We start from the raw sequence: 21,433 nt of genomic DNA, 5'->3' as shown, positions 1-21,433 counted from the left end.
AGGAGGAGACATTACCCCTTCTTGTCGGCGGTCGAGCACTTATCGGCGCCATTCGCCCGATTCTCCGTCGTCATCTGCGCCGATACTCAGGATAAGCGTCGCAATCCGCCTGAGAATCGGCTCATCTCTCCGGCATCCGTCGTATAGCGCACTCGGACATCGAATGCGCGCGATTGTCGCGATGGATTCGAGAGATGGCGCGAACCCGGATACCGTGAAGACATGCCACGGAGGAACGGACCCCCTGCCCGCCCGTCGCGACCCGGCCCGTACCGCAACACCGCGGCGCGCGAAGCGCTCGAGGCACTGGTCGCCGACGCGACCGCGGAGGGGGTCGAGCGCCTCCTCGCCGCCTGCCTCGAGGGCTCGCTCGTCGTCGATGTGACCGGCTCGCAGCCCGGTGGCGTGCCTCACGTGCGCGTGGTCGCGACGACCACCGGCGAGCAGGTGCTCCCGCTGTTCACCTCGACCGACGAGCTGCGCGCCGCCGTCCCCCGGCAGCAGCACCCGCGCGTGCAGATGCTGGTCCTGCCCGGCCGCGAGGCGTTCGCGCTGATCCGCACCGCCGACTTCGTCGCCGTCCAGCTCGACGCCGGCTCGATCGCCCAGGTCGTCACCCGGTCGTTCATCGAGCAGTCCCTCGACGCCCCGGCACCGTAGAGTGTTCCCCCCGACGGGGCACACCGCCGGGATCACGACGTCCCTCCGAGGGCAGGAGCCCGCCATGTCCGACACCACTCTCGCGCCCGACGCGCAGCCCGGCATCGCAGCGACCTGGAGCTGCATCCTCTTCGACCTCGACGGCACGATCACCGATTCGGCGCCCGGCATCACCGGCACCCTCGTGGACACCTTCGTCGAGCTCGGCCGCCCGGTGCCCACCCCCGTCGAGCTGCTCGCCTACGTCGGACCGCCGCTGCTCGACGCGTTCCGCGAGCTCGGCGGGATGAGCGTCGACGAGGCGCAGGCCGCCCTCGTCGTCTACCGCCGCCGCTACAACGCGGGCGGTCTCTTCGACTCCAGCGTCTACCCCGGTCTGCCGGAGCTGCTGGCGGGCATCGCCGCCGCCGGCATCCCGCTCTCGCTCGCCACCTCGAAGCCGGAGTCCGCCGCGCGCCGGGTCCTCGAGCACTACGGCCTCGCGCAGTACTTCACGATCATCTGCGGCGCCTCCGAGGACGAGGTCCGCAGCGCCAAGGCGGACGTCGTCGAGGAGGCGCTGCGCCGCCTCCGCGAGATCGGCGTCGACCTCTCCACGCCGGTCATGGTCGGCGACCGCGAGCACGACGTGCACGGCGCCGCCGCGCACGGGGTGCCGACGATCATGGTCGAGTGGGGCTACGGCTCCCCGCTCGAGGCGGTCGGCACCATCGCGGTGGCCTCGGGCGCGGGCGAGCTGCGAGCGCTCCTGCTGCCCTGAGGCCGGGCGCCCTTCCCGTCCTGCGCCCCGTACGATGAGGGCATGACTGGTCTGGGCGTCGTCCTCTCTTTCGTGCTCTTCCTCGGCGGGATCCTGGTGCTCGGCAACTCGTTCCTGCTGCCCGACCTGGCCGGGTTCCTCTTCTTCGGCGGGATCCTGATGATCTCGGCGTCGCTCGCGCTCGCCTTCCACCTGCTGCCGAAGTCGGAGTAGCGCCCGGCGCCTCGCCGGCGGCCGGAGCGGCCCCGGGCGACCGGTCGGCGACCGGCGCGGCGTCGGCGCTCAGCCCAGGGAGTTCGCGTCGAGGTTGATGACGTTGCCGATGTAGACCGCCTCGCCCGCCCCCGCGACCCCCGGGTTCATCCGCAGCAGCTGCTGCACGGGGATCCCGAAGCGCTGGGCGATGTCGAAGAACGAGTCGCCCGCGACCACGGTGTAGGTGATGATCTCCCCCGCGCCGTTCGTGGCCGGCTCGCCGGTCGCTCCCGGGACCGCGCCGTTGTCGACGGCGAAGGCCGTCTCCGGGATCACCGGCACGTCGTTCGGAGTGAAGGTGACGGTCGCCTCCGGCACCGGCACGAAGACCGTGGCGGTCGACTGCGGGAGCGCGGCCGTGACGGTCGGATCAGGCGTCGGCGTCGCGGTGGCGAAGACCGTCACCGTGGGCGCCGGAGTCGGCGCGGAGCAGCCGGTGAGCACCCCCGCGGCCACCAGCGCGAGCAGTGCGCCTCCCAGAACTCGTGCGCGCATGTGCTCCCCCTCGTCGCGCCCACCCCCGGGCGCACGGATCCACCCTAGGAGACGCGCGGGGCGGGAGGTCGCCGGACGCCGCCGGGAGCGGATCCGCGGCGCGGGTCAGGCGTGCGGCTCGGGCAGCAGGCGCAGCCCGCCGCCGCCGTTCGCCGCGTCCATCAGCACCTCGACCCAGGACGGGTTGATCGTGGGCTGGCGGCTGCCGGCGAAGTGGAACTGCAGCGCGATGTTCGGGTTCATCCAGAACGAGTGGCGGCCGCGAGCCCCCTCGGGCATGGAGTCGAGGGTGAGGCTGAAGCGCTCGTCGCGCCGGAACTTCGCGTAGACGACGATCTGCAGGTGCGCGAGGGTCCGGTCCTCGATCTCGATCACGGCCGGCGGTGTGCCGTAGAGGAATTGACCCATGCCGCCAGCCTATCCCTAGTCCGGCTCTTTACTAGAAGGTCTAGCTACTTCCCGGGTTCGTCGTCGGCCGTGGCGTCGGCGTCGATCTCGTCGACCGCGGCACCCATCCGGCGGAGGAAGTTGACGACGACCTCGGCCTCGCCGGCGTCGAGGTCCTCCGCGATCTCGAGCATCCGGCGGTGCATCTCCTGCAGCGTCTCGCGGACCTCCTGGTCGCTGTCGACCGTCGCCTCGACGACGATGCCGCGGCGGTCGCTCGGGTGGGGCTTGCGCACCAGGTGCCCGCTGCGGACGAGCCGGTCGATCAGCACGGTGGTCGAGGCGGAGGAGATCGAGAGGTGCGCGGCGAGGTCCTTGGCGCTGACGAGGTCGCCCTCTCGCTGGCGCCGCAGCAGGAACTGGATCGCGATCAGGTCGGTCTCGCCCATCGCCATCTTCTCGCGGGTGCGGCGGCGCATCGCCACCTCGGAGACCCGGTACCCGCGCATCGCGCTGAGCACCTCGACGGCACGACGCGTCGAGGACTCGTCCGGGTACCAGTAGCCGGCGCCGCCTCGGACCGTCGTCTCGCTCATCCGGCCATCCTAGACTCGCGTGCAATCAGACCGTCTAGCGACCGGGGGCCGGTACCGGCAGCCCGCCCGCCTACGCTGGACCGGTGACCGCCACCCTCGTCGCCAAGGGCCTCTCCGGAGGCTACGCGCACCGCACCCTGTTCGACCGCCTCGACCTCACGGTCGCCCCGGGCGACGTGGTCGGCGTCGTCGGCGCGAACGGCGCGGGCAAGTCCACCCTCCTGCGCATCCTCGCCGGCGAGACCGCCCCGCTCGAGGGCGGCGTCGTGCTCGCGCCCGGCGATGCCTTCGTCGGCTGGCTGCCGCAGGAGCACGAGCGCCGCGAGGGCGAGACCGTCGCCGCCTACATCGCCCGCCGCACCGGCGCCGCGGAGGCCTCGGCCGAGCTCGACGAGGCCGCCTCCGCGCTGGCCGAGCCCGACCCCGACGGCCGCATCGCCGACCGCTACGCGCTGGCCCTCGACCGCTGGCTGGCGAGCGGCGCCGCCGACCTCGACGAGCGGACCCCCGTCGTCCTCGCCGACCTCGGCCTCGCGCTCGACGCCACGGGCCGGACGAGCGGAGTGGCCGCCACTTCCCTGATGACCTCGCTCTCCGGCGGTCAGGCCGCCCGCGTCGGCCTCGCCGCCCTCCTGCTCTCCCGCTTCGACGTCGTGCTGCTCGACGAGCCGACCAACGACCTCGACCTCGACGGCCTCGAGCGGCTCGAGGCCTTCGTCCGCGGCCTGCGCGGCGGAGTGGTGCTCGTCAGCCACGACCGCGAGTTCCTCGCCCGCAGTGTCACCCGCGTGCTCGAGCTCGATCTCGCGCAGAACACCACCACCGTCTACGGCGGCGGCTACGACGCGTACCTCGAGGAGCGCGAGACCGCGCGCCGCCAGCGCCGCGAGAAGTACGAGGACTTCGCGGAGAAGAAGGAGGACCTGGTCTCGCGCGCCCGCACCCAGCGCGAGTGGTCGAGCCAGGGCGTCCGCAACGCCATGAAGAAGGCGCCCGACAACGACAAGATCCGCCGCAAGGCCTCGGTCGAGTCGAGCGAGAAGCAGGCGCAGAAGGTCCGCCAGATGGAGAGCCGCATCGCCCGGCTCGAGGAGGTGGAGGAGCCGCGCAAGGAGTGGCAGCTCGCCTTCACCATCGGCAGCGCCCCGCGCTCGAGCTCGGTCGTCTCCACTCTGAACGGCGCCGTGGCCCGCCGCGGCACCTTCACCCTCGGCCCGGTCTCGCTGCAGGTCGACGCCGGCGACCGGATCGGCATCACCGGTCCCAACGGCGCCGGCAAGTCGACACTCCTGTCGCTGCTGCTGGGCCGCTCCGCTCCCGAGGAGGGCGGCGCCTCGCTCGGCGCGAGCGTCGCGATCGGCGAGATCGACCAGGCGCGCGGGATGCTCGCCGCCGACGTCCCGCTCGCCGACGCCTTCGAGGCGCTCGTGCCGGAGTGGCCGACCGCCGAGGTGCGCACCCTGCTGGCGAAGTTCGGCCTCAAGGCCGACCACGTCTCGCGCCCCGTCGGCGAGCTCTCGCCCGGCGAGCGGACCCGCGCCGCCCTGGCGCTGCTGCAGGCGCGCGGCACGAACCTCCTCGTGCTGGACGAGCCGACCAACCACCTCGACCTCGCCGCTATCGAGCAGCTGGAGCAGGCGCTCGAGGCCTACGAGGGCACGCTGCTGCTGGTCACCCACGACCGCCGCATGCTCGAGACCGTGCAGCTGACCCGCCACTGGCACGTCGAGGCGGGCGTCGTCACCGAGCGCTGACCGTTCCTCCGCTCTCCAGAAGTTGTCGTACTCGACCCTCCGCTACGACAACTTCTGAGGAGTCGGTGCGCCCGGCGTCAGAGCGACGCCGCGCGCGCCAGCAGCAGGGCGCGGGTGCGCTCGTTGCCGGCCAGCGCGGCGGCCGTCGCGAGCTCGGCGCGCGCCTCCTCCCGCCGGCCGAGGCGCGCGAGCAGCTCGCCCCGCACGCTCGGCAGCAGGTGCGACGCCCGCAGAGCGCCCTCGGACGCGAGCCGGTCGACGATCAGCAGCGCGGAGGCGGGACCGGTCGCCATCGACACCGCGACGGCGCGGTTGAGCTCGACGACCGGGCTCGGCGACACCCGCCCGAGGATCTCGTACAGCAGGACGATGCGCTCCCAGTCGGTCGCGGCGACACTCGGCGCGACCGCGTGGCACTCGGCGATCGCCGCCTGCAGCCCGTAGGACCCGCGGCCCTTGCCCACGCGGTCGGCGCGGCGCAGCGCCTCCCGGCCGCGCTCGATCTGCCCGCGGTCCCAGCGGGTGCGGTCCTGATCCTCGAGCAGCACCGGCGAGCCGTCGGGCGCCGTCCGCGCCGCGAACCGCGAGGCCTGCAGCTCCATCAGAGCGAGCAGCCCCAGCACCTCGGGCTCGCGCGGGAGCAGCGCGGCGAGCACCCGCCCGAGCCGCAGCGCCTCCCCCGCCACCTCCGTGCGGAGCCAGCGATCGCCCGACGTCGCGGCGTAGCCCTCCGTGAAGATCAGGTAGACGACCCCGAGCACCGCGTCGAGCCGCGCCCGCCACTCCGCCGGGTCAGGCACCTCGAACGGCACGCCCGACGCCGCGAGCGACTTCTTCGCCCGGACGATGCGCTGCTGGACGGTCGCGACCGGCACCAGGAACAGCCGCGCGATCGCCTCCGTGCCGAGCCCGCCGACGAGCCGGAGCGTGAGCGCGATGCTCGCCTCCCGCGAGAGGACCGGGTGGCAGGCGGTGAAGACCAGCCGGAGCACGTCGTCCTCGATCGGCCGCCACTCGTCGTCGACGCTGTCCTCGAGAGTGCGCGCGAGGAGGCGGTAGCGCTCGTCGAGCGCCGTCCGCCGCCGCCAGCCGTCGATCGCCCGGCGCTTCGCCACGGCCGTCAGCCAGGCCCCGGCGTTGCGCGGGACGCCGGTCGTGGGCCACTGCTCGAGCGCCTCGACGAGGGCCTCCTGCGCCAGGTCCTCGGCCAGGCCGACGTCGCCCGTCACCCGGGCGAGCGTCCCGACGATGCGCGCGCTCTCGATCCGCCAGACGGCGTCGACCCGCGCCCGGGTCTCCTCCCCGGGAGGCGCCGGCGTCATGTCAGCCGTTCTCGGCGCGGGCCTTCTCGTCCTCGCGCCAGCCGGCCTCCTTCTGGAGGTACTCGTTGTCGGCGAAGTCCGCGAAGTCGCTCTCGTCGGTGACGCGGCGCACCTCCAGCTTGTTGCCGGGGACGAGCGGGCAGCGCAGCGCCCACTCCTTCGCCTCCTCCTTCGAGGACACCTGGATGATCCAGAAGCCGTTGAACAGCTCGTGCGTCTCGCCGTAGGGGCCGTCGGTGATCGCGGCGGGCTCGGAGGCGAAGTCGACGACGAACCCCGAGGTCGCGACGTCGTCGGCGAGTCCCTCGCCCGCGAGCAGGACGCCGGCGGTGATCATCGCCTCGTTGTACTGCCCCATCCGGGTGATGATCTCGTCGAACGGGATCGCCTCGTAGGCGGCCTTGGCGGCATCGGTCGCGCGCATGATCAGCATGTACTTCACGGTGGTCTCCTCGGGATTCGCGGGCGCCCTCTGCGCCCTCCTACTATCCCGTCGAACGGCGCCCGCCGACATCGACATCCCCGTGAAAGAAATCCGAACGAGTCGATGCCCCCGTGCTTGTCGAGCAGCCCCGCAGTGCCGTCATCATGCGGGTCGAGCAGCCCCGGACTGCCGTCATCGTGCTGGTCGAGCAGCCCCGGACTGCCGTCATCATGCCGGTCGAGCAGCCCCGGAGGGGCGTATCGAGACCCACCACCCCCAGCACCCCGGCTCCGCAGACCACCCCGCGCCGCAGGTCACCCCACAGCGTCGAGCAGAGCCCGCACCACGGCGGCCGAGCGGTCCGCCGCGTCGTCCACGTGCGCCTCGAACGACCCGGGCTCGCAGAGGTCCGAGATGCCGCGCACCGACACGAACGGCAGCCCGTGCACGTACGCGGTCTGCGCGAGCGACACGGACTCCATGTCCGTCGCCAGCGCCCCGTCGTACAGTCCGCGCACCCGCGCCACATGGTCGCCCGAGACGAAGACGTCGCCCGACACGATCAGCCCGCGCCGCACCGTGATCGCTGCACCGCCCGGCATCGCCGCGTCGAGGTCCGCGGCGAGCGCCGGCGCGTGCCCGGAGTAGCGCGCCGGCATCCCCGGCACCTGCCCCATCGCGTAGCCGAACGCCTGCGCGTCCGCATCGGTCTGCACGTACTCGTCGCCGACGACCACGTCGCCGACGCGCACCTCGGCACCGAGTCCGCCCGCCGATCCGGCGCTGATCACCAGCGGCGCGCCCCCCACCCGGAGGACCGCCGCCGTCAGCCCGCCGGCCGCGTTCACGAGCCCCACGCCGGTGCGCACGAGCAGCACCGAGTGGCCGCCGACCTCGATCGACCACTGCAGGGCGTTGCCCACCGCGACCGGCTCCGGGGCGCCGCCCGCCGCCGCGAGGAACGGCTCGGCCTCCTCGTCCATCGCGACGAGGACGATCGCCTCGACCGCGCTCACGCGGTGACCTGCTCCCACTCGTCGCGCCGCGCGAGGAACGTGCGCGCCGCGTCCTGAGCGCCCTCGAGCGAGTGGTTCGCTCCCCAGCCGCACTGCGTCTCGTTGGCGGCGGGGACCTCGGTGGCCTCGGTGATGTCGCGGAGCGTCGACTCGACCAGGTCCAGCACCTCGGCGAGCTCGGGCTCGCCCTGCAGGATCAGGTAGAAGCCGGTCTGGCAGCCCATCGGCGAGAAGTCGACGACGCGGTCGGAGTGGTTGCGCGACTTCTCCGCGAACAGGTGCTCGAGCGAGTGCACGGTCGGCATCTCGAGGTGGCCGTGGTTGGGCTGAGTGAAGCGCACGTCGTACTTGACGAGGTGGTCCCCGGCCGGGAGCGTCTTCGCGTCGGCCAGGCGCACGTAGGGCGCGGCGACGGTGCGGTGATCGAGGTTGAACGACTCGACGTTCATGCGCGGCTGATCCACGGTGGTCTCCTTCTCCTGGGGTCCGTCCATTGTCCCCCGCGCCTCCGACAGCAGCCCGCGAGCCGATCCACTGCTATCGAGGTGAGGAAGCGCCTGTCGGCATCGGCGGCGAAGGGATGCCGAGCAGCGCCGGCGGCGTGTAGATCCCCGACGGCGTCTTCGGTGCCACCGCGGGTGCGGGGTGGCCGTGCACAGGTGCTTGACCCCTGGCGAGCGCCCCTTCAGTGGTCGTGGTCCGATCCGACATGCGATCCCTCCTTCTGCTGAGGACGAGCGGCGTCGAGCCATTCGACGACGGCTCCCTCCGGGACCGATACCCAGACGCCGCGACTCCCTTCGATCCTTCCACCGAAGGTCCCGTCGGCCAGGACCTCGAACTGCACTTCGACGAAGATGTCGCGAGACTGCGGATAGGTCGAGACGAAGCTCTTCACCGACATCCATCCGCCGACTCGGCGACCGTCGGGAAGCTGCACCTTCACCCAGGTATCGACCATGGTCTGCGCGACCTTGTCCCATGCCGTCGGGATGCTCTCATACGCCGTAGCCCGTCCGACCGGCAAGCGGATCCAGCGCCACTGCGGGCGTGCGAGCCATCGCCAGTCGGGGCGCCACCACCGCGGCCTGAAGTGCAGAACGAACGCCGCCGCGGACGGGATCAGTACCCCGAGCCCCAGCAGGTAGCCGCCGACGAGCCGGGGCTCCCGCTCGAAGGAGGCGCGTGGGTCGCTCGCGAAGGCCACCAGATCGTCGCCGAGGACGACGAGGTACACCGCATCGAGGACGACGCTCACGAGGACCGCATCGAAGACGCGAGTGCTCACGTTCTGGTCGGTCCATCGGAAGCCCCTGAGCCAGAGCCGCACCGCTGCGTAGAGCACGCCCGGCACGACCAGCGCGAGCAGGATCGCCACGCCGATGGCGCTGTCGGGGACGACCATGAGCTGCTCCTTCCGCGAAGTGGACTCCCGCAAGCGTGCCGCCGTTCTTCGGGCGAGGACGATTCCGGGACGCCGATCGGAGGAGAGTTCCTGGTTCCGGACCTTGTTGAGGAGTCTGTCTCGTCGGCGTCCCCCGTCCGACTCCCCACCGCCTCACTCCCTCGAGATCGACGGCGCACGCGCCGCGTCGAGCACGGACGCGGTCGATCAGCGGACCGGAGCACGGGCCGCACTGTTGGCGGCCATCGGCGCCGCAACGCTCGAGGACGCCGTGACCATCGCCAGGGGTCGGCCACGGCTCGACGGCGGGGAGCCGGCCGGCCCGGTGTGGAAGGTCCGCTCGACCGCAGGGCTGGACCAGAAGGTGAGCCGGCTCGCGAAGAGCCGCGGCGTCAGCACGTCGCAGATCCTCCGCGAGGCCGCTGCCGCCTACGTCGAGGCGTCCTGATCCGGCGTCGCCGACTCCGCTACCGCGCCGCCGCGTCCTCGCCCGGCACGAAGCGGTAGCCCATCCCCGCCTCCGTCAGCAGGAACCGCGGGTGCGCGGGGTCGGGCTCGAGCTTCTTGCGCAGCTGCGCGAGGTAGAGCCGGAGGTAGCCGGTGTCGGTCACGTGGGTCGGCCCCCAGATCTCGTCGAGCAGCGAGCGCCGGGTGACCAGCTTGCCCGCGTTCCGCACGAGGATCTCCAGCACCTGCCACTCCGTCGGCGTGAGCCGCACCGCGGCACCGTCGCGCATCGCGCTCTTCGCCGCCAGGTCGACGGTCACGTCGCCGATCCGCACCGTCGGCTCGCCCTCGGCCGGCTGCACACGCCGCGACAGGGCCCGGATGCGCGCGAGCACCTCGTCCATCGAGAACGGCTTGGTCACGTAGTCGTCGGCCCCCGCGTCGAGGGCGCCGACCTTGTCCGCCGAGCCGGTGCGCCCCGAGACGACCAGCACCGGCGCGCTCGTCCAGCCGCGCAGCGCCTGGATCACCTCGACCCCGTCGAGCCGCGGCATGCCGAGGTCGATCATGTAGAGGTCCGGCCGCTCGTCGATGGCGCGGTTGATCGCCTCGGTCCCGTCGCCCGCGGTGACCACGTCGTAGCCGCGGGCGGTCAGGGTGATCCGCAGCGCGCGCAGGATCTGCGGGTCGTCGTCGGCGATCAGGATCTTCATGCGGCTCCTCCCGAAGCATCGGCTCCCGCGGCCCGCCGCTCGGCGGCATCGGGCTCGGCGGCATCGTTCCGGGCGGCATCGTTCCGGGCGGCATCGGTCCGGGCGGCCGCGTCGTCCGCCACCACCGGCAGCGTCACCACCATCGTCAGCCCGCCGCCCGGGGTGTCCTCGGCCTCGAGCGTCCCGCCCATCCCCTCGGTGAACCCCTTCGACAGCGCGAGCCCCAGCCCCAGCCCGGTCGTGTTGTCGTCGTCACCCAGGCGCTGGAACGGCACGAAGACCTCCTCCCGGCGCTCGGGCGCGATCCCCGGGCCGTGGTCGACGATCCGGATCTGCGCCGTGCCGCCGAAGACGCTGGTCGACACCCGCACCCGGGTCCCCTCCGGCGCGTAGCGCACCGCGTTCGCCAGGAGGTTCACCACGACCCGCTGCAGCAGGACGCCGTCGGCGAGCAGCTCCGGCCCGTCCGGATCCAGATCGAGGTCGACCTCTCCCGGGCCGAGCCCCAGCTCGTCGAGAGCGGGCAGCACGACATCGGCCGCGTCCAGCGGCGCGAGCGACACCGCGAGCACTCCCGCCTCGAGCCGGGTCACGTCGAGCAGATCGGTGACCAGCGCGCCCAGGGTGGTGAGGCTCTCGTCCGCGGTCGCGAGCAGCTCCGCCCGGTCGCCCTCGCTCCACTCCACGTCGCGCGAGCGCAGCCCCGAGACGGCGGCGGTGGCGGCCGCCAGCGGCCGACGCAGGTCGTGGCTGACCGCGGAGAGCAGGGCGCTGCGCATCCGATCGGTCTCGGCCAGCGGAGCCAGCGAGCTCGCCGTCTCGCTCAGCGCCTCCCGCTCGAGCGCGGAGTCGAGCTGCGCGGCGACCACCTGCAGCAGCCGCCGCTCGCTGCCCTCCAGCTCGCGGCCGTGCAGCTCGAGCTCCGCCTGCGCGCCCACCGGGATCCGCACGGGCTCGCCCGCGGCGGCCGGCTCGCCGTCCGCGGCGACCACCGCGCCGTCCCGCACCAGCCGGACGCCGGTGAGGCCGAACGCCTCGCGCGCGCGCTCGAGGATCGCCTGCAGCGCACCCTGGCCGCGGATCACCCCGCCCGCGATCGTCGCGAGCAGCTCCGCCTCGGCTCCGGACCGCTTCGCCGCGCGGGAGCGCCGGGCCGCCCTGTCCACCACGGCGCTGACCAGCACCGCGTTCAGGACGTAGAGCGCGAGCGCGAGCTCGTGCAGCGGCTCGTCGACGGAGACCGTGTAGAGCGGATCGACGAAGAAGTAGTCGAGGGTCAGCCCCGAGAGGACGGCCGCGAACAGCGCCGGCCAGAGCCCGCCGACCAGCGCGACGAGCACCACGAGCAGCTGGTACGAGAGCACGTCGCTGGTGATCGACTCATCGCTCCGCAGGCTCGCCATCAGCCAGGTGACCAGCGGCCCGCCGACCAGCGCGAGGGCCGTGCCGAGGAGCCGGCGCCGCAGCGTCAGGGCTCCGCCGAGGCGCGGCAGCACCGCCGCGCGACCGGCGGCCGAGTGGCTGACGATGTGGACGTCGATGTCACCCGACTCGCGGATCACGGTCGCGCCGATCCCCGGAGTGAGCGCCGCGGCGAGGCGGCTGCGCCGGCTCACGCCGAGCACCAGCTGCGTGGCGTCCACCGAGCGGGCGAACGCGACGAGGGTGCGCGGCACGTCCTCGCCGACCACCTGGTGGTAGCTGCCGCCGAGCGACTCGACGAGCGCGCGCTGCGCCGCGAGCACCTCGGGGCGCGGCGTCCGCAGTCCGTCCGGCGTCAGCACGTGCACGGCGAGCAGGTCGCCGCCGGAGGCGCGCGCGGCGATCCGCGCACCGCGCCGCAGCAGCGTCTCGCCCTCCGAGCCGCCGGTCAGCGTCACGACCACGCGCTCGCGGGCGGCCCAGGTGCTGTCGATGCCGTGCTCGCCGCGGTAGTCGCGGAGCGCGCTGTCGACCTCGTCCGCGAGCCAGAGCAGTGCCAGCTCGCGCAGCGCGGTGAGCGTGCCGAGGCGGAAGCGGTGCGAGAGCTCGGCGTCGATCCGCTCGGGTGGGAAGACGCGGCCCGCGGCGAGCCGGTCGCGCAGCGCCTGCGGAGCGAGGTCGACGAGCTCGATCCGGTCGGCGGCGCGGAGCACGGCGTCGGGGATCGTCTCGTGCGGCCGCGCCCCGGTGATCGCCTCGACGACGTCGTTCAGCGAGGCGATGTGCTGGATGTCGACGGTCGTGAGCACGGTGATGCCGGCGTCGAGGAGCTCCGCCACGTCCTCCCAGCGCTTCCGGTGCGACGAACCGGGAGCGATGGTGTGCGCGAGCTCGTCGACCAGCGCGATGTCCGGTCGGCGGGCGAGCACCGCCGCCGGGTCCATCTCCTCGAGTCGCGCACCGCGGTGCAGCACCGCGCGCCGCGGGACGACCTCGAGGCCCTCCATCCTCGCGGCGGTCTCGGCGCGGCCGTGCGTCTCGACGACCGCGATCACGACGTCGCGGCCCTCGGCGGCGAGCCGGCCGCCCTCCTCGAGCATCGTGGACGTCGTGCCGACGCCGGGCGCCGCTCCGAGCAGCACGCGCAGGCGGCCCTTCGTCATGCTCCGGCCCCCACCCTCGGCTCGCGAGATCGGCTCCGGCACGCACGATCGCGGCGTTCCGGCGAGCCGAAAGTGATTCTACGAGCCCGAGGTGCGCCGCGAGCCTCAGCGCAGGCGGTACGCCTTCCAGAACTGGCGCATGGTCAGGCCGTACTCCTTGCGGAACAGCCGGGCGGCGGTCACGTACTCGTGCAGTCCGCACCGGGCGGCGAGCACCTCGAAGCCGTCGGGGTTGTCGGCCGCACTGATCTCCGCGGCGAGCGCCGTCAGGCGACTGGTCCGGATGTACTCGGAGAGGGTCGGTCCGTCGCTCGCGAAGAGCCGGTGGATCGTGCGGGGACTGGTGTGGAAGACCTCGGCCAGGGTGCCGACGGTGAGATCGCGCTGGGCGAGGTGGTCGCGCACGTAGCCCTCGACGTGCTCCCGGGAGAGCTTGATCCGATCGAGGTCGCCGACGGCGAGGTGCGACCGGTTCGCCAGCGACGCCTCGATCAACCCGGTCAGCTGCGCGAGCTGCGTGCGGAACGCGTCCGGCGAGATCGAGTCGTGCGAGGCGAGCTCGTGCGAGAGCGTCTGGAACAGGCGCATCAGTCGCGGCGGCGAGATCACCTCCACTCCGTAGAGCGGGACCGAGGCTCGGAAGCGCTCGCTCAGCTGATCGACCGGAATGCTGATGAAGACGCACTCGGTCACGTCGTAGGTCTCGGAGGACACCGGCTCGCCGCCGCCCGCGATGGCGATGGAGCCCCTGGTGAGGCGATAGCGCTGGGTGCCGACGGAGATGAAGCACTCGCCCTCGATCAGCGCCACGATCTCGATGCGATTGCTTCTCGGGAATCCGAGAGAGCTCGAATCCGGAGAGGTGAAGTAATTGGCGCGGGCAGTCAGCCGCTGAGCACTCACCTGATCGATGATCACGCGCTCCGACTCCGCCTCGAACGCCTCTCGACTGCGCGGATGGAATTCACCGACTCCCATCCACTCGCTGATCGCCTTCTCGGCCCCCGGACCGCTGAAGCGCTGCCGATCGATGCGGCAGGGCGAGCTCGGCCTGAGGGGGGAGTCCGTGGACGGGAGGGTCTCTTTCATCACTGCTGTTCCATCTCGAGGATCGGCTACGAGCGCCCCGGAACGGGATCCGCTCGCCACACGTCCGCGACGGCAGGACATGTGAATTCTCAAAGCCACCACCTGCTCATCCGCACGGTGAACGGGGACTGCTGCGGGGTGACCGAGCGGTGAGTGTAACAGGAGAGAGGGTGCCGAATTCAAGTCCGGCGCCAATTGAGTGATTCCCCGCCGAATCAGCTGATCTCCGCCATCTTCGATTCCCCGTCTTTCCGCGGATGGATGTCTTTCTATACGCAAGCATCAACCTTTATATACGTCCTCATGAACGAAGAGCACTTTCAGGTTCTGGACATGGATCACCGAGCCTCATCAGCCGTTCCCGCCATCTCCGATGATCCGTGCCAGAGATTTCGGGACGCCGCGCGGTCGGCTCACCATCGATGTCGACCCCGCGAAACCGCTCTGCCGCCCACGAGGCCGGTTCAGATCGTCGTCCGCCGCGACCGTCGCTCGCCCTCCCCACCCACGAAAGGGACATCCGAGAATGAGACCACGACTCCGCCGCCGCCTCCTGGCCGCCGCCGCCCTCGCCGCCGCGGTCGCCCTTCCGAGCGCCGTCGTCGCAGGCGGTGCCGCACCGGCCGCCGTCGCGGACACCGCGGGCGCCGTCCCCGACCTCCGCGTCTCCTACCTCCAGCTCGGAGCGACCGGCTCGCTGGCGCAGATCGATCCGGCCGGCATCGCCGCCTCGAACGTGATCGTGTTCGCCTTCGCCGACCCGGCGAGCAGCACGGCCGATCCCGCGACCCTCGCGGCGATGCAGAAGGTCATCGACCAGGAGGCGAAGGGCACGGTGAACCTGCTCAGCCTCGGCGGGCAGACCGTCACCCGGGACACCGTGAACACCGGCACGGCGAGCGCCGTCGGCTCCCGGCTGCTCGCGCAGATCGAGGACTACAACGCCAAGCTCACCGGCGGGAGCATCACGGGCGTCGACCTCGACCTCGAGAACGGCATCGACGCCCCGACGATCAGCGCCCTCGGCGCGACCGTGAAGGGCGCGGGTCTCTCCCTCGCCGTCGCGCCGCAGGTCTACCTGAGCAGCGGGACCGAGGTGGACCCGGCCGCGCCCACGAACCTGACCCTCACCTCCGGTGTCCACGACGGCGCGAACGACCAGTTCGGTCCGCTCCTGAAGAGCGGCACGGTCGACTACCTGCTCGCTCAGACCTACAACACCGGCGGCTGGACGGTCGGCGGCGCCGCCGAGAAGGACCCCGGCTTCTTCAGCACGATCGCCCGCGCGCTGAATAGCGCGGTGCGGTCCGACTGCTCCGCCGCCACCTCGCTGTGCATCGGCGAGGGCACGAGGATCGTGATCGGCCAGGTCAGCAACGCCGGCGCCAGCGGCACCGCGAACAACGTCTTCGGCGGATCCGGCGCCGCCGCCTACGACCAGGCCGCGGTGCTCGCCGACCTCGCCGCGCAGTGGAAGGCGATGAAGGCGAAGCCCGAGCTCTACGGTCACGTGACCGGCGTGATGCAGTGGTCGCTCAACAACGACTACGCGCCCGCGGCCTGGGGCGACGCCTCGGCCGTCCCCGGCGCCTTCAGCGTCGCGCTCTTCGGGGCGGCCGCGCCGGCACCGGCTCCGTACTTCCTCCTGCAGGTGAGCAACACCGGCCCGGACAGCCCCGACTCGGGCGCCTACGCCTCGGCCACGCTCGTCGTCGACGGTCAGTACTGGATCTTCGGCAACAAGTGGGGCTCGGCACTGAGCCCGGGCGCCAACGAGTCGTTCGGCACCTCGGCGTCCGCCAAGAACCCCGCGACCCCGTACGTGATCAACAGCAGCAGCCTCGACTCGATCTTCAGCGGCGGGAAGAAGTCCTTCACCACCTCGCAGGTGCTGATCAACGGCTACTCCGCGCAGAGCGACGTCGCCTCACCGGGTGAGCAGTACGCCTGCCCGGTCGGATCGGGCTACACGTTCGAGGCCGGGCACTCCTACAACGTGCAGGTCAACGCGAACTCGGGCTTCAAGTCCTGCGCCATCTCGAAGGTCAACTGACCCTTCCCGCACTCCTCGGGCGGGCCGCGCCGTTCCCACACTCCGCTGCGGCCCGCCCGAGGTCGCGACCGGACCCCTTCCGGTCGCCTTCCCGTCCTCCGCGTCGTCTCGACCCGGAGGACCACGAATGAGAGGAACACCCCCATGTCCCGTCACCTGCTCCCCAAGGCGATCGCCGGAGTCGTCCTCGTGGCCGGCGTCCTGACCGGCTGCGCGCCGGCCACCGGAACCGCCTCGCAGTCGTCCACGAGCTCCAGCTCCGCCGCCGCGAAGACCACGGCGCCGTCGACGGTCGCGCCGGCCGGCGAGAGCCGCGAAGGCGCGTTCGAGGGCCTCAACGGCAAGAAGGTCGCCGGCACCGCGACCGTGTCGGGAAAGACGGTCGACCTCAGCGGCTTCTCCTCCGACGAGGGCCCGGACCTGCACCTCTACCTGACGAACGGGACCGACGAGAAGGCCGTGAGCGCCGGTGTCGAGCTGGGCCCGGTCTCCTACGACACGAAGACCCAGAGCTTCGACGTGGGCGACGCCGCCGACTACACCTACGTCGTCGTGCACTGCGACAAGGCGAAGGCCGTCTTCGGCGCGGCGAAGCTCTCGTGACGCGGCCCGGGCGGCGCTGGGCGGCCGCGGCCCTCGGCACCGCCGTCCGCGTCGCCCTGGGCCTGCTCTGGATCAACGAGGGCGCGATCAAGCTGCGATCCGGATTCGGGGCCTCCGACATCCTCCTCGTCGCCGACGGCGCCGCGGAGAACGGGCGGGTGCCCGACTACTTCCAGCTCTTCGCGTCGACGATCCTGCACGCTCAGGCCGGCCTCTTCGGCTTCGTCACGCCGCTCGTCGAGATCGGGCTGGGCGTCGCGCTGATCGCAGGGATCCTCACCGCGCCGGCCGCGCTCGCCTCGCTCGCGACGCTGCTGATGTACTGGTCGGCCGATCAGCTCATCGACGAGTACCCGGTGATGGCGCTGCTCTCGGGCCTCGTCCTCGCCTTCGCGGCGACCTGCTCGCGGATCTCCGCGACCGGTCTCCTCGTCCGCATGCTGCGGACCCGGAACCGCACCCTGGCCGGCGTCCTGGAGCGGCCGGGCCTGCGCCGCTGGCTCTGACGACGGCGCTGCAGAACACGGGGACCCCGGAACGAGCTCGGCTCGTGCCCGGGGTCCCCTCCTTCATGTCTCCTCCTGAGAGCGGTCTCACCCAGCACTGGCGCGGAGGCACCGGGGGAAGGTCACGGTTCGGCAACGCCGCGGATCGATCTTCCGTCGCGCTTTACAGACCGGTGCACGCGCAATATGTTGTCTCCGTGGACAAAGCCCCTCGGGGCTCCCCGCCCCTCCCGGGCGACGACACGACGACGTGCTCCCACCTGCACGCTCTCGCGCCGTCCTCATCCTCGGACACTGCTTTCAGAGAGGAATGCACTCCATGAAGATCTCCCGCAGCATCACCACGCTGGCCGCCGCCGGCATCATCTCCCTCGGCCTCGCGGCCTGTTCCGCCAGCCCCGCCAACTCGGGCGGCGCCGCTGCCGGCGCGGGCGCCGAAGGCGACTGCACCGTCGGCATCTCGATGCCCACCCGCAGCCTCGAGCGCTGGATCAACGACGGCGAGGGCCTCCAGTCCCAGCTCGAGGGCGACGGCTGCACCGTCGACCTGCAGTACGCCGACAACAAGACCGACCAGCAGATCTCGCAGATCCAGAACCAGATCGCCGGCGGCTCGAAGATCCTGGTCGTCGCGGCCATCGACGGCGAGGCGCTCGCCCCCGTCCTCGCCGAGGCGAAGAAGCAGAACGCGACCGTCATCGCGTACGACCGCCTGATCAACGGCACCGCCGACGTCGACTACTACGCGACGTTCGACAACTACAAGGTCGGCCAGCTCCAGGGCCAGTACATCGAGTCGACCCTCGACCTCGCCAACGCCGCGGGTCCCTTCACCCTCGAGCCCTTCGCCGGCAGCCCCGACGACAACAACGCCAAGTTCTTCTTCTCCGGCGCCTGGGACGTCCTGCAGCCCTACATCGAGAGTGGCAAGCTCGTCGTGCCGTCCGGCAAGTCGCCCGCCTCGGACGACGACTGGGCCTCGATCGGCATCCAGGGCTGGGCCTCGGACAAGGCGCAGTCCGAGATGGACAACCGCCTCTCCTCCTTCTACACCGGTGACCAGAAGGTCGACGTGGTGCTCTCCCCCAACGACAGCCTGGCGATCGGCATCGAGGCCTCGCTGAAGTCCGCCGGCTACGCGCCCGGCGCCGACTACCCGATCATCACCGGGCAGGACGCCGACAAGGCCAACGTCAAGGCGATCCTCGCCGACGAGCAGTCGATGACGGTCTGGAAGGACACCCGCACCCTCGGCGACCGCGTCTTCCAGATGGTGCAGTCGATCGTCGCGGGCGAGGAGCCCGAGGTCAACGACACCGAGACGTACGACAACGGCGAGAAGGTCGTCCCGTCCTACCTCCTCGAGCCGCAGGTCGTCGTCAAGGACGACGTGCAGTCGGTCCTCGTCGACTCCGGCTTCCTCACGGCCGGCGACGTCGGACTCTGATCGGTCGGGCGGGGCAGGGGAGGAGTGATCCTCCCCCACCCCGCCCTTCTCCCCCTTCTTCCCCTCGAAGCCCATCCTCTGCACAACGAAGTGAGGCCCTGTTGGCCAGTCCCATCCTCATCATGCGCGACATCGTCAAGGAGTTCGGCGGCGGTGTCCGCGCCCTCGACGGCGTCTCGCTCTCGGTCCAGCCGGGCGAGGTCCACGCCATCTGCGGCGAGAACGGCGCCGGCAAGTCGACGCTCATGAAGGTCCTCTCGGGCGTCTACCCCGTCGGCAGCTTCGAGGGCTCGATCGAGTTCGAGGGCCGCCAGGCGCAGTACCGCTCGATCAACGACAGCGAGGCCGACGGCGTCGTCATCATCCACCAGGAGCTCGCGCTGAGCCCCTACCTCTCGATCGCCGAGAACATCTTCCTCGGCAACGAGAAGTCCACCCGCGGCGTCATCAACTGGAACGCCACGAACGCGGAGGCGGCCAAGCTGCTCGCCCGGGTCGGCCTCGCCGAGAGCCCGGCGACGAAGATCCTCGAACTGGGCGTCGGCAAGCAGCAGCTCGTCGAGATCGCCAAGGCCCTCGCGAAGGAGGTGAAGCTCCTCATCCTCGACGAGCCCACCGCCGCGCTCAACGACGAGGACAGCGACCACCTGCTCGGCCTGATCGACCAGCTGCGCCGCCAGGGCATCACCTGCATCATCATCAGCCACAAGCTGAAGGAGATCCGCGCCATCGCGGACACCGTGACGATCATCCGCGACGGCCGCACCATCGAGAGCTTCGCGATGGCCGGCGAGGACGCCTCGGAGAGCCGGATCATCCGCGCGATGGTCGGCCGCGACCTCAACAGCATGTTCCCGCCGCGCGATCCGCAGATCGGCGAGGAGAAGCTCCGCGTCGAGAACTGGACGGTCCACCACCCGGTCGACATCAATCGCGTGGTCGTCGAGGACGCCTCCTTCACCGTGCGGGCCGGCGAGATCGTCGGCTTCGCGGGGCTGATGGGCGCCGGGCGCACCGAGCTCGCGATGAGCATCTTCGGCCGCAGCTACGGCACCGGCATCTCGGGCCGCGTCTTCAAGGACGGCAAGGAGATCCAGACGCGCACCGTCGAGGAGGCGATCCGCAACGGCCTCGCCTACGCGACCGAGGACCGCAAGCGCTACGGCCTCAACCTCATCGGCGACATCACCGTCAACGTGTCGGCCGCCGCGCTCTCGCGGCTCGCCCGCCTCGGCGTGATCGACAAGCACCGCGAGTACAAGGTCGCCGACTCGTACCGCTCGAAGATGAACATCAAGGCCCCGAGCGTCTCCGCCGTCACCGGCAAGCTCTCGGGCGGCAACCAGCAGAAGGTCGTCCTCTCGAAGTGGATCTTCTCGGGCCCGGACGTGCTGATCCTCGACGAGCCCACCCGCGGCATCGACGTGGGAGCCAAGTACGAGATCTACGGCATCATCAACGAGCTCGCGGCCCAGGGCAAGGCGGTCGTCGTCATCTCGTCCGAGCTGCCCGAGCTGATCGGGCTGGCCGACCGGATCTACACCATCTCCGAGGGGCGCATCACGGGCGAGATCGACCGTGCCGACGCCACCCAGGAGCACCTCATGCACTACATGACCGCCGGAAAGGAACAGGCCCGATGAGCGCCACGACCACGACAGCCCCGAGCGGAACGCCGGCGAGCACGCCGTCGACGCCGCCCAAGCGGGCGCGCCGACTGAACATCAACCTCCGCCAGTACGGCATCCTCGCCGCCCTCGCGATCATCATCCTGCTCTTCCAGGTCCTGACGAACGGCCGGCTGCTGCTGCCGGGCAACGTCAACAACCTGATCCAGCAGAACGCCTACGTGCTGATCCTCGCGATCGGCATGGTGATGGTGATCATCGCCGGCCACATCGACCTCTCGGTCGGCTCGGTCGTCGCGATGGTCGGCGCCATCTCCGCGATCGCGATGAACAACTGGGGCCTGCCCTGGTGGGCCGCCGTGATCGTCGCCCTGGTCACCGGTGCCGCCGTCGGCGCCTGGCAGGGCTTCTGGGTCGCGTTCGTCGGCATACCGGCGTTCATCGTGACCCTCGCGGGCATGCTGATCTTCCGCGGCTTCACCCTGGTCCTGCTCACCGGCGGCACGATCAACGGCCTGCCCACCGAGTTCACCGCGATCGGCGCGGGCTGGCTGCCGGGCGTCCTCGGCGGCATCGCCGGCCGCGACGCGCTCACCCTGGTGCTGGGGCTGCTCGTCTGCGTCGCCCTCGTCGTGCAGCAGGTGCGCACCCGCGCCACGCTGCGCCGTCTCGAGCTCCCGCGCGAGCCGATCGCGTCCTTCTATGTGAAGGCCGTCGTCGCGGTCGTCGCGATCATGGCCCTCGCCTGGCTGCTCGCGGGCTACAGCGGCACGCCGATCATCCTGATCGTGCTCGCGGTGCTGATCCTCGCCTACAGCTTCGTGCTCGGGCGGACGGTCTTCGGCCGCCACATCTACGCGATGGGCGGCAACCTGTTCGCCGCGATGATGTCGGGCGTGAAGACGAAGTGGGTCAACTTCTTCATCTTCGTGAACATGGGCGCGCTGGCCGGTGTCGCCGGCATCGTCAGCACGGCACGCGCGGGCGGCGCCGTCGCCTCCGCCGGTCAGAACTACGAGCTCGACGCGATCGCCGCGGTCTTCATCGGCGGCGCGGCCGTCCAGGGCGGCGTCGGCACGGTGGTCGGCGCGGTCATCGGCGGTCTGGTGATGGGCGTGCTCAACATGGGCCTGTCGATCCTCTCCGTCGACGCCGCGTGGCAGATGGCGATCAAGGGCTTCGTGCTCCTGCTGGCCGTCGCGTTCGACATCTTCAACAAGAGGAGGGCGGGCGGGCGCTAGCCTTCTCTCCTCCCTGCACCGTGCTCGGGCGCGTGCTCTCTCCACGG

The 21,433-nt window shown here is 71.3% G+C and carries 22 protein-coding genes; 11 read left to right on the top strand and 11 right to left on the bottom strand.

The window, feature by feature from the left end:
- The first annotated feature begins 222 nt into the window (after window positions 1–222).
- The 3 genes from EDF35_RS07120 (at window position 223) to EDF35_RS20745 (ending at window position 1,633) form a co-directional block, all read left to right on the top strand.
- Entirely contained in the window at window positions 223–660 is a 438-nt protein-coding gene (locus tag EDF35_RS07120) for an SseB family protein (RefSeq protein ID WP_123706084.1), read from the top strand.
- Window positions 661–724: 64 nt separating this feature from the next.
- Entirely contained in the window at window positions 725–1,420 is a 696-nt protein-coding gene (locus tag EDF35_RS07115) for an HAD hydrolase-like protein (protein WP_123706085.1), read from the top strand.
- Window positions 1,421–1,462: 42 nt separating this feature from the next.
- Entirely contained in the window at window positions 1,463–1,633 is a 171-nt protein-coding gene (locus EDF35_RS20745; protein WP_164874567.1) for a hypothetical protein, read from the top strand.
- 69 nt (window positions 1,634–1,702) lie between these two features.
- Here the strand turns inward: EDF35_RS20745 and EDF35_RS07110 are convergent, their stop codons facing one another.
- From EDF35_RS07110 to EDF35_RS07100, 3 genes are all read right to left on the bottom strand, one after another.
- A complete protein-coding gene (locus EDF35_RS07110) occupies window positions 1,703–2,170 on the bottom strand; it encodes a LysM domain-containing protein (RefSeq protein WP_123706086.1) in 468 nt (155 codons plus the stop codon).
- Window positions 2,171–2,275: 105 nt separating this feature from the next.
- A complete protein-coding gene (locus tag EDF35_RS07105; protein ID WP_123447216.1) occupies window positions 2,276–2,578 on the bottom strand; it encodes an ATP-dependent DNA ligase in 303 nt (100 codons plus the stop codon).
- A gap of 44 nt (window positions 2,579–2,622) precedes the next feature.
- Window positions 2,623–3,153 carry a MarR family transcriptional regulator gene (locus EDF35_RS07100; protein ID WP_123706087.1) on the bottom strand — a complete coding sequence of 177 codons (531 nt, stop codon included), beginning with the start codon at window positions 3,151–3,153 and terminating at the stop codon, window positions 2,623–2,625.
- Window positions 3,154–3,236: 83 nt separating this feature from the next.
- Between EDF35_RS07100 and EDF35_RS07095 the strand changes: the two genes are divergently transcribed.
- Window positions 3,237–4,907 carry an ABC-F family ATP-binding cassette domain-containing protein gene (locus EDF35_RS07095; RefSeq protein ID WP_133961371.1) on the top strand — a complete coding sequence of 557 codons (1,671 nt, stop codon included), beginning with the start codon at window positions 3,237–3,239 and terminating at the stop codon, window positions 4,905–4,907.
- Between the two features lie 77 nt (window positions 4,908–4,984).
- On the opposite strand, the gene EDF35_RS07090 is transcribed toward EDF35_RS07095, so the two are convergent.
- The 5 genes from EDF35_RS07090 to EDF35_RS07070 all read right to left on the bottom strand — a co-directional run bounded on the left by EDF35_RS07090 (window position 4,985) and on the right by EDF35_RS07070 (window position 9,074).
- Entirely contained in the window at window positions 4,985–6,229 is a 1,245-nt protein-coding gene (locus EDF35_RS07090; RefSeq protein WP_133961369.1) for an RNA polymerase sigma factor, read from the bottom strand.
- A 1-nt stretch (window position 6,230) separates the two neighbouring features.
- On the bottom strand, window positions 6,231–6,671 hold the full coding sequence (locus tag EDF35_RS07085) for a YciI family protein (protein ID WP_123706090.1): 441 nt from the start codon (window positions 6,669–6,671) through the stop codon (window positions 6,231–6,233).
- A gap of 296 nt (window positions 6,672–6,967) precedes the next feature.
- Entirely contained in the window at window positions 6,968–7,669 is a 702-nt protein-coding gene (gene mtnN / locus EDF35_RS07080; RefSeq protein ID WP_133961367.1) for a 5'-methylthioadenosine/S-adenosylhomocysteine nucleosidase, read from the bottom strand.
- On the bottom strand, window positions 7,666–8,163 hold the full coding sequence (locus EDF35_RS07075) for an S-ribosylhomocysteine lyase (protein ID WP_166674034.1): 498 nt from the start codon (window positions 8,161–8,163) through the stop codon (window positions 7,666–7,668). Before EDF35_RS07075 ends, mtnN begins: the two co-directional genes overlap by 4 nt.
- Before the next feature lie 191 nt (window positions 8,164–8,354).
- A complete protein-coding gene (locus tag EDF35_RS07070) occupies window positions 8,355–9,074 on the bottom strand; it encodes a DUF6338 family protein (RefSeq protein WP_123706092.1) in 720 nt (239 codons plus the stop codon).
- Window positions 9,075–9,345: 271 nt separating this feature from the next.
- Here EDF35_RS07070 and EDF35_RS20740 point away from each other — a divergent pair, with 271 nt between their 5' ends.
- On the top strand, window positions 9,346–9,522 hold the full coding sequence (locus tag EDF35_RS20740; RefSeq protein WP_166674033.1) for a ribbon-helix-helix protein, CopG family: 177 nt from the start codon (window positions 9,346–9,348) through the stop codon (window positions 9,520–9,522).
- Between the two features lie 19 nt (window positions 9,523–9,541).
- Here the strand turns inward: EDF35_RS20740 and EDF35_RS07060 are convergent, their stop codons facing one another.
- The 3 genes from EDF35_RS07060 to EDF35_RS20735 all read right to left on the bottom strand — a co-directional run bounded on the left by EDF35_RS07060 (window position 9,542) and on the right by EDF35_RS20735 (window position 13,797).
- A complete protein-coding gene (locus EDF35_RS07060; RefSeq protein ID WP_123447224.1) occupies window positions 9,542–10,234 on the bottom strand; it encodes a response regulator in 693 nt (230 codons plus the stop codon).
- The gene (locus tag EDF35_RS07055) at window positions 10,231–12,819 is read right to left on the bottom strand and encodes an ATP-binding protein (RefSeq protein WP_133961363.1); all 2,589 of its coding nucleotides are present in this window, start codon (window positions 12,817–12,819) and stop codon (window positions 10,231–10,233) included. The genes EDF35_RS07060 and EDF35_RS07055 overlap by 4 nt, the downstream gene beginning before the upstream one ends.
- 105 nt (window positions 12,820–12,924) lie before the next feature.
- Window positions 12,925–13,797: a helix-turn-helix domain-containing protein gene (locus tag EDF35_RS20735; protein WP_347876895.1), complete on the bottom strand. Its 873-nt coding sequence runs from the start codon at window positions 13,795–13,797 to the stop codon at window positions 12,925–12,927.
- Window positions 13,798–14,434: 637 nt separating this feature from the next.
- On the opposite strand from EDF35_RS20735, the gene EDF35_RS07045 reads away from it, so the two are divergent.
- The 6 genes from EDF35_RS07045 to mmsB all read left to right on the top strand — a co-directional run bounded on the left by EDF35_RS07045 (window position 14,435) and on the right by mmsB (window position 21,386).
- Window positions 14,435–15,961 (top strand): hypothetical protein, encoded by a 1,527-nt coding sequence (locus EDF35_RS07045; RefSeq protein ID WP_133961359.1) that lies wholly within the window; start codon window positions 14,435–14,437, stop codon window positions 15,959–15,961.
- Window positions 15,962–16,105: 144 nt separating this feature from the next.
- Window positions 16,106–16,564 (top strand): DM13 domain-containing protein, encoded by a 459-nt coding sequence (locus EDF35_RS07040; RefSeq protein WP_123447228.1) that lies wholly within the window; start codon window positions 16,106–16,108, stop codon window positions 16,562–16,564.
- On the top strand, window positions 16,561–17,070 hold the full coding sequence (locus EDF35_RS07035; protein WP_133961357.1) for a DoxX family membrane protein: 510 nt from the start codon (window positions 16,561–16,563) through the stop codon (window positions 17,068–17,070). Before EDF35_RS07040 ends, EDF35_RS07035 begins: the two co-directional genes overlap by 4 nt.
- Window positions 17,071–17,380: 310 nt before the next feature.
- A complete protein-coding gene (chvE, locus tag EDF35_RS07030) occupies window positions 17,381–18,517 on the top strand; it encodes a multiple monosaccharide ABC transporter substrate-binding protein (protein ID WP_133961355.1) in 1,137 nt (378 codons plus the stop codon).
- Window positions 18,518–18,639: 122 nt separating this feature from the next.
- On the top strand, window positions 18,640–20,160 hold the full coding sequence (gene mmsA, locus EDF35_RS07025; protein WP_123447230.1) for a multiple monosaccharide ABC transporter ATP-binding protein: 1,521 nt from the start codon (window positions 18,640–18,642) through the stop codon (window positions 20,158–20,160).
- Window positions 20,157–21,386 carry a multiple monosaccharide ABC transporter permease gene (gene mmsB / locus EDF35_RS07020; protein WP_123447231.1) on the top strand — a complete coding sequence of 410 codons (1,230 nt, stop codon included), beginning with the start codon at window positions 20,157–20,159 and terminating at the stop codon, window positions 21,384–21,386. The genes mmsA and mmsB overlap by 4 nt, the downstream gene beginning before the upstream one ends.
- Window positions 21,387–21,433: the final 47 nt, after the last annotated feature.

The organism is Rathayibacter sp. PhB151, from assembly GCF_004366415.1.
GTDB lineage: Bacteria > Actinomycetota > Actinomycetes > Actinomycetales > Microbacteriaceae > Rathayibacter > Rathayibacter festucae.
The sequence above is the reverse complement of the archived record's forward strand: the minus strand, read 5'-3'. Positions and strand labels throughout refer to the sequence as shown.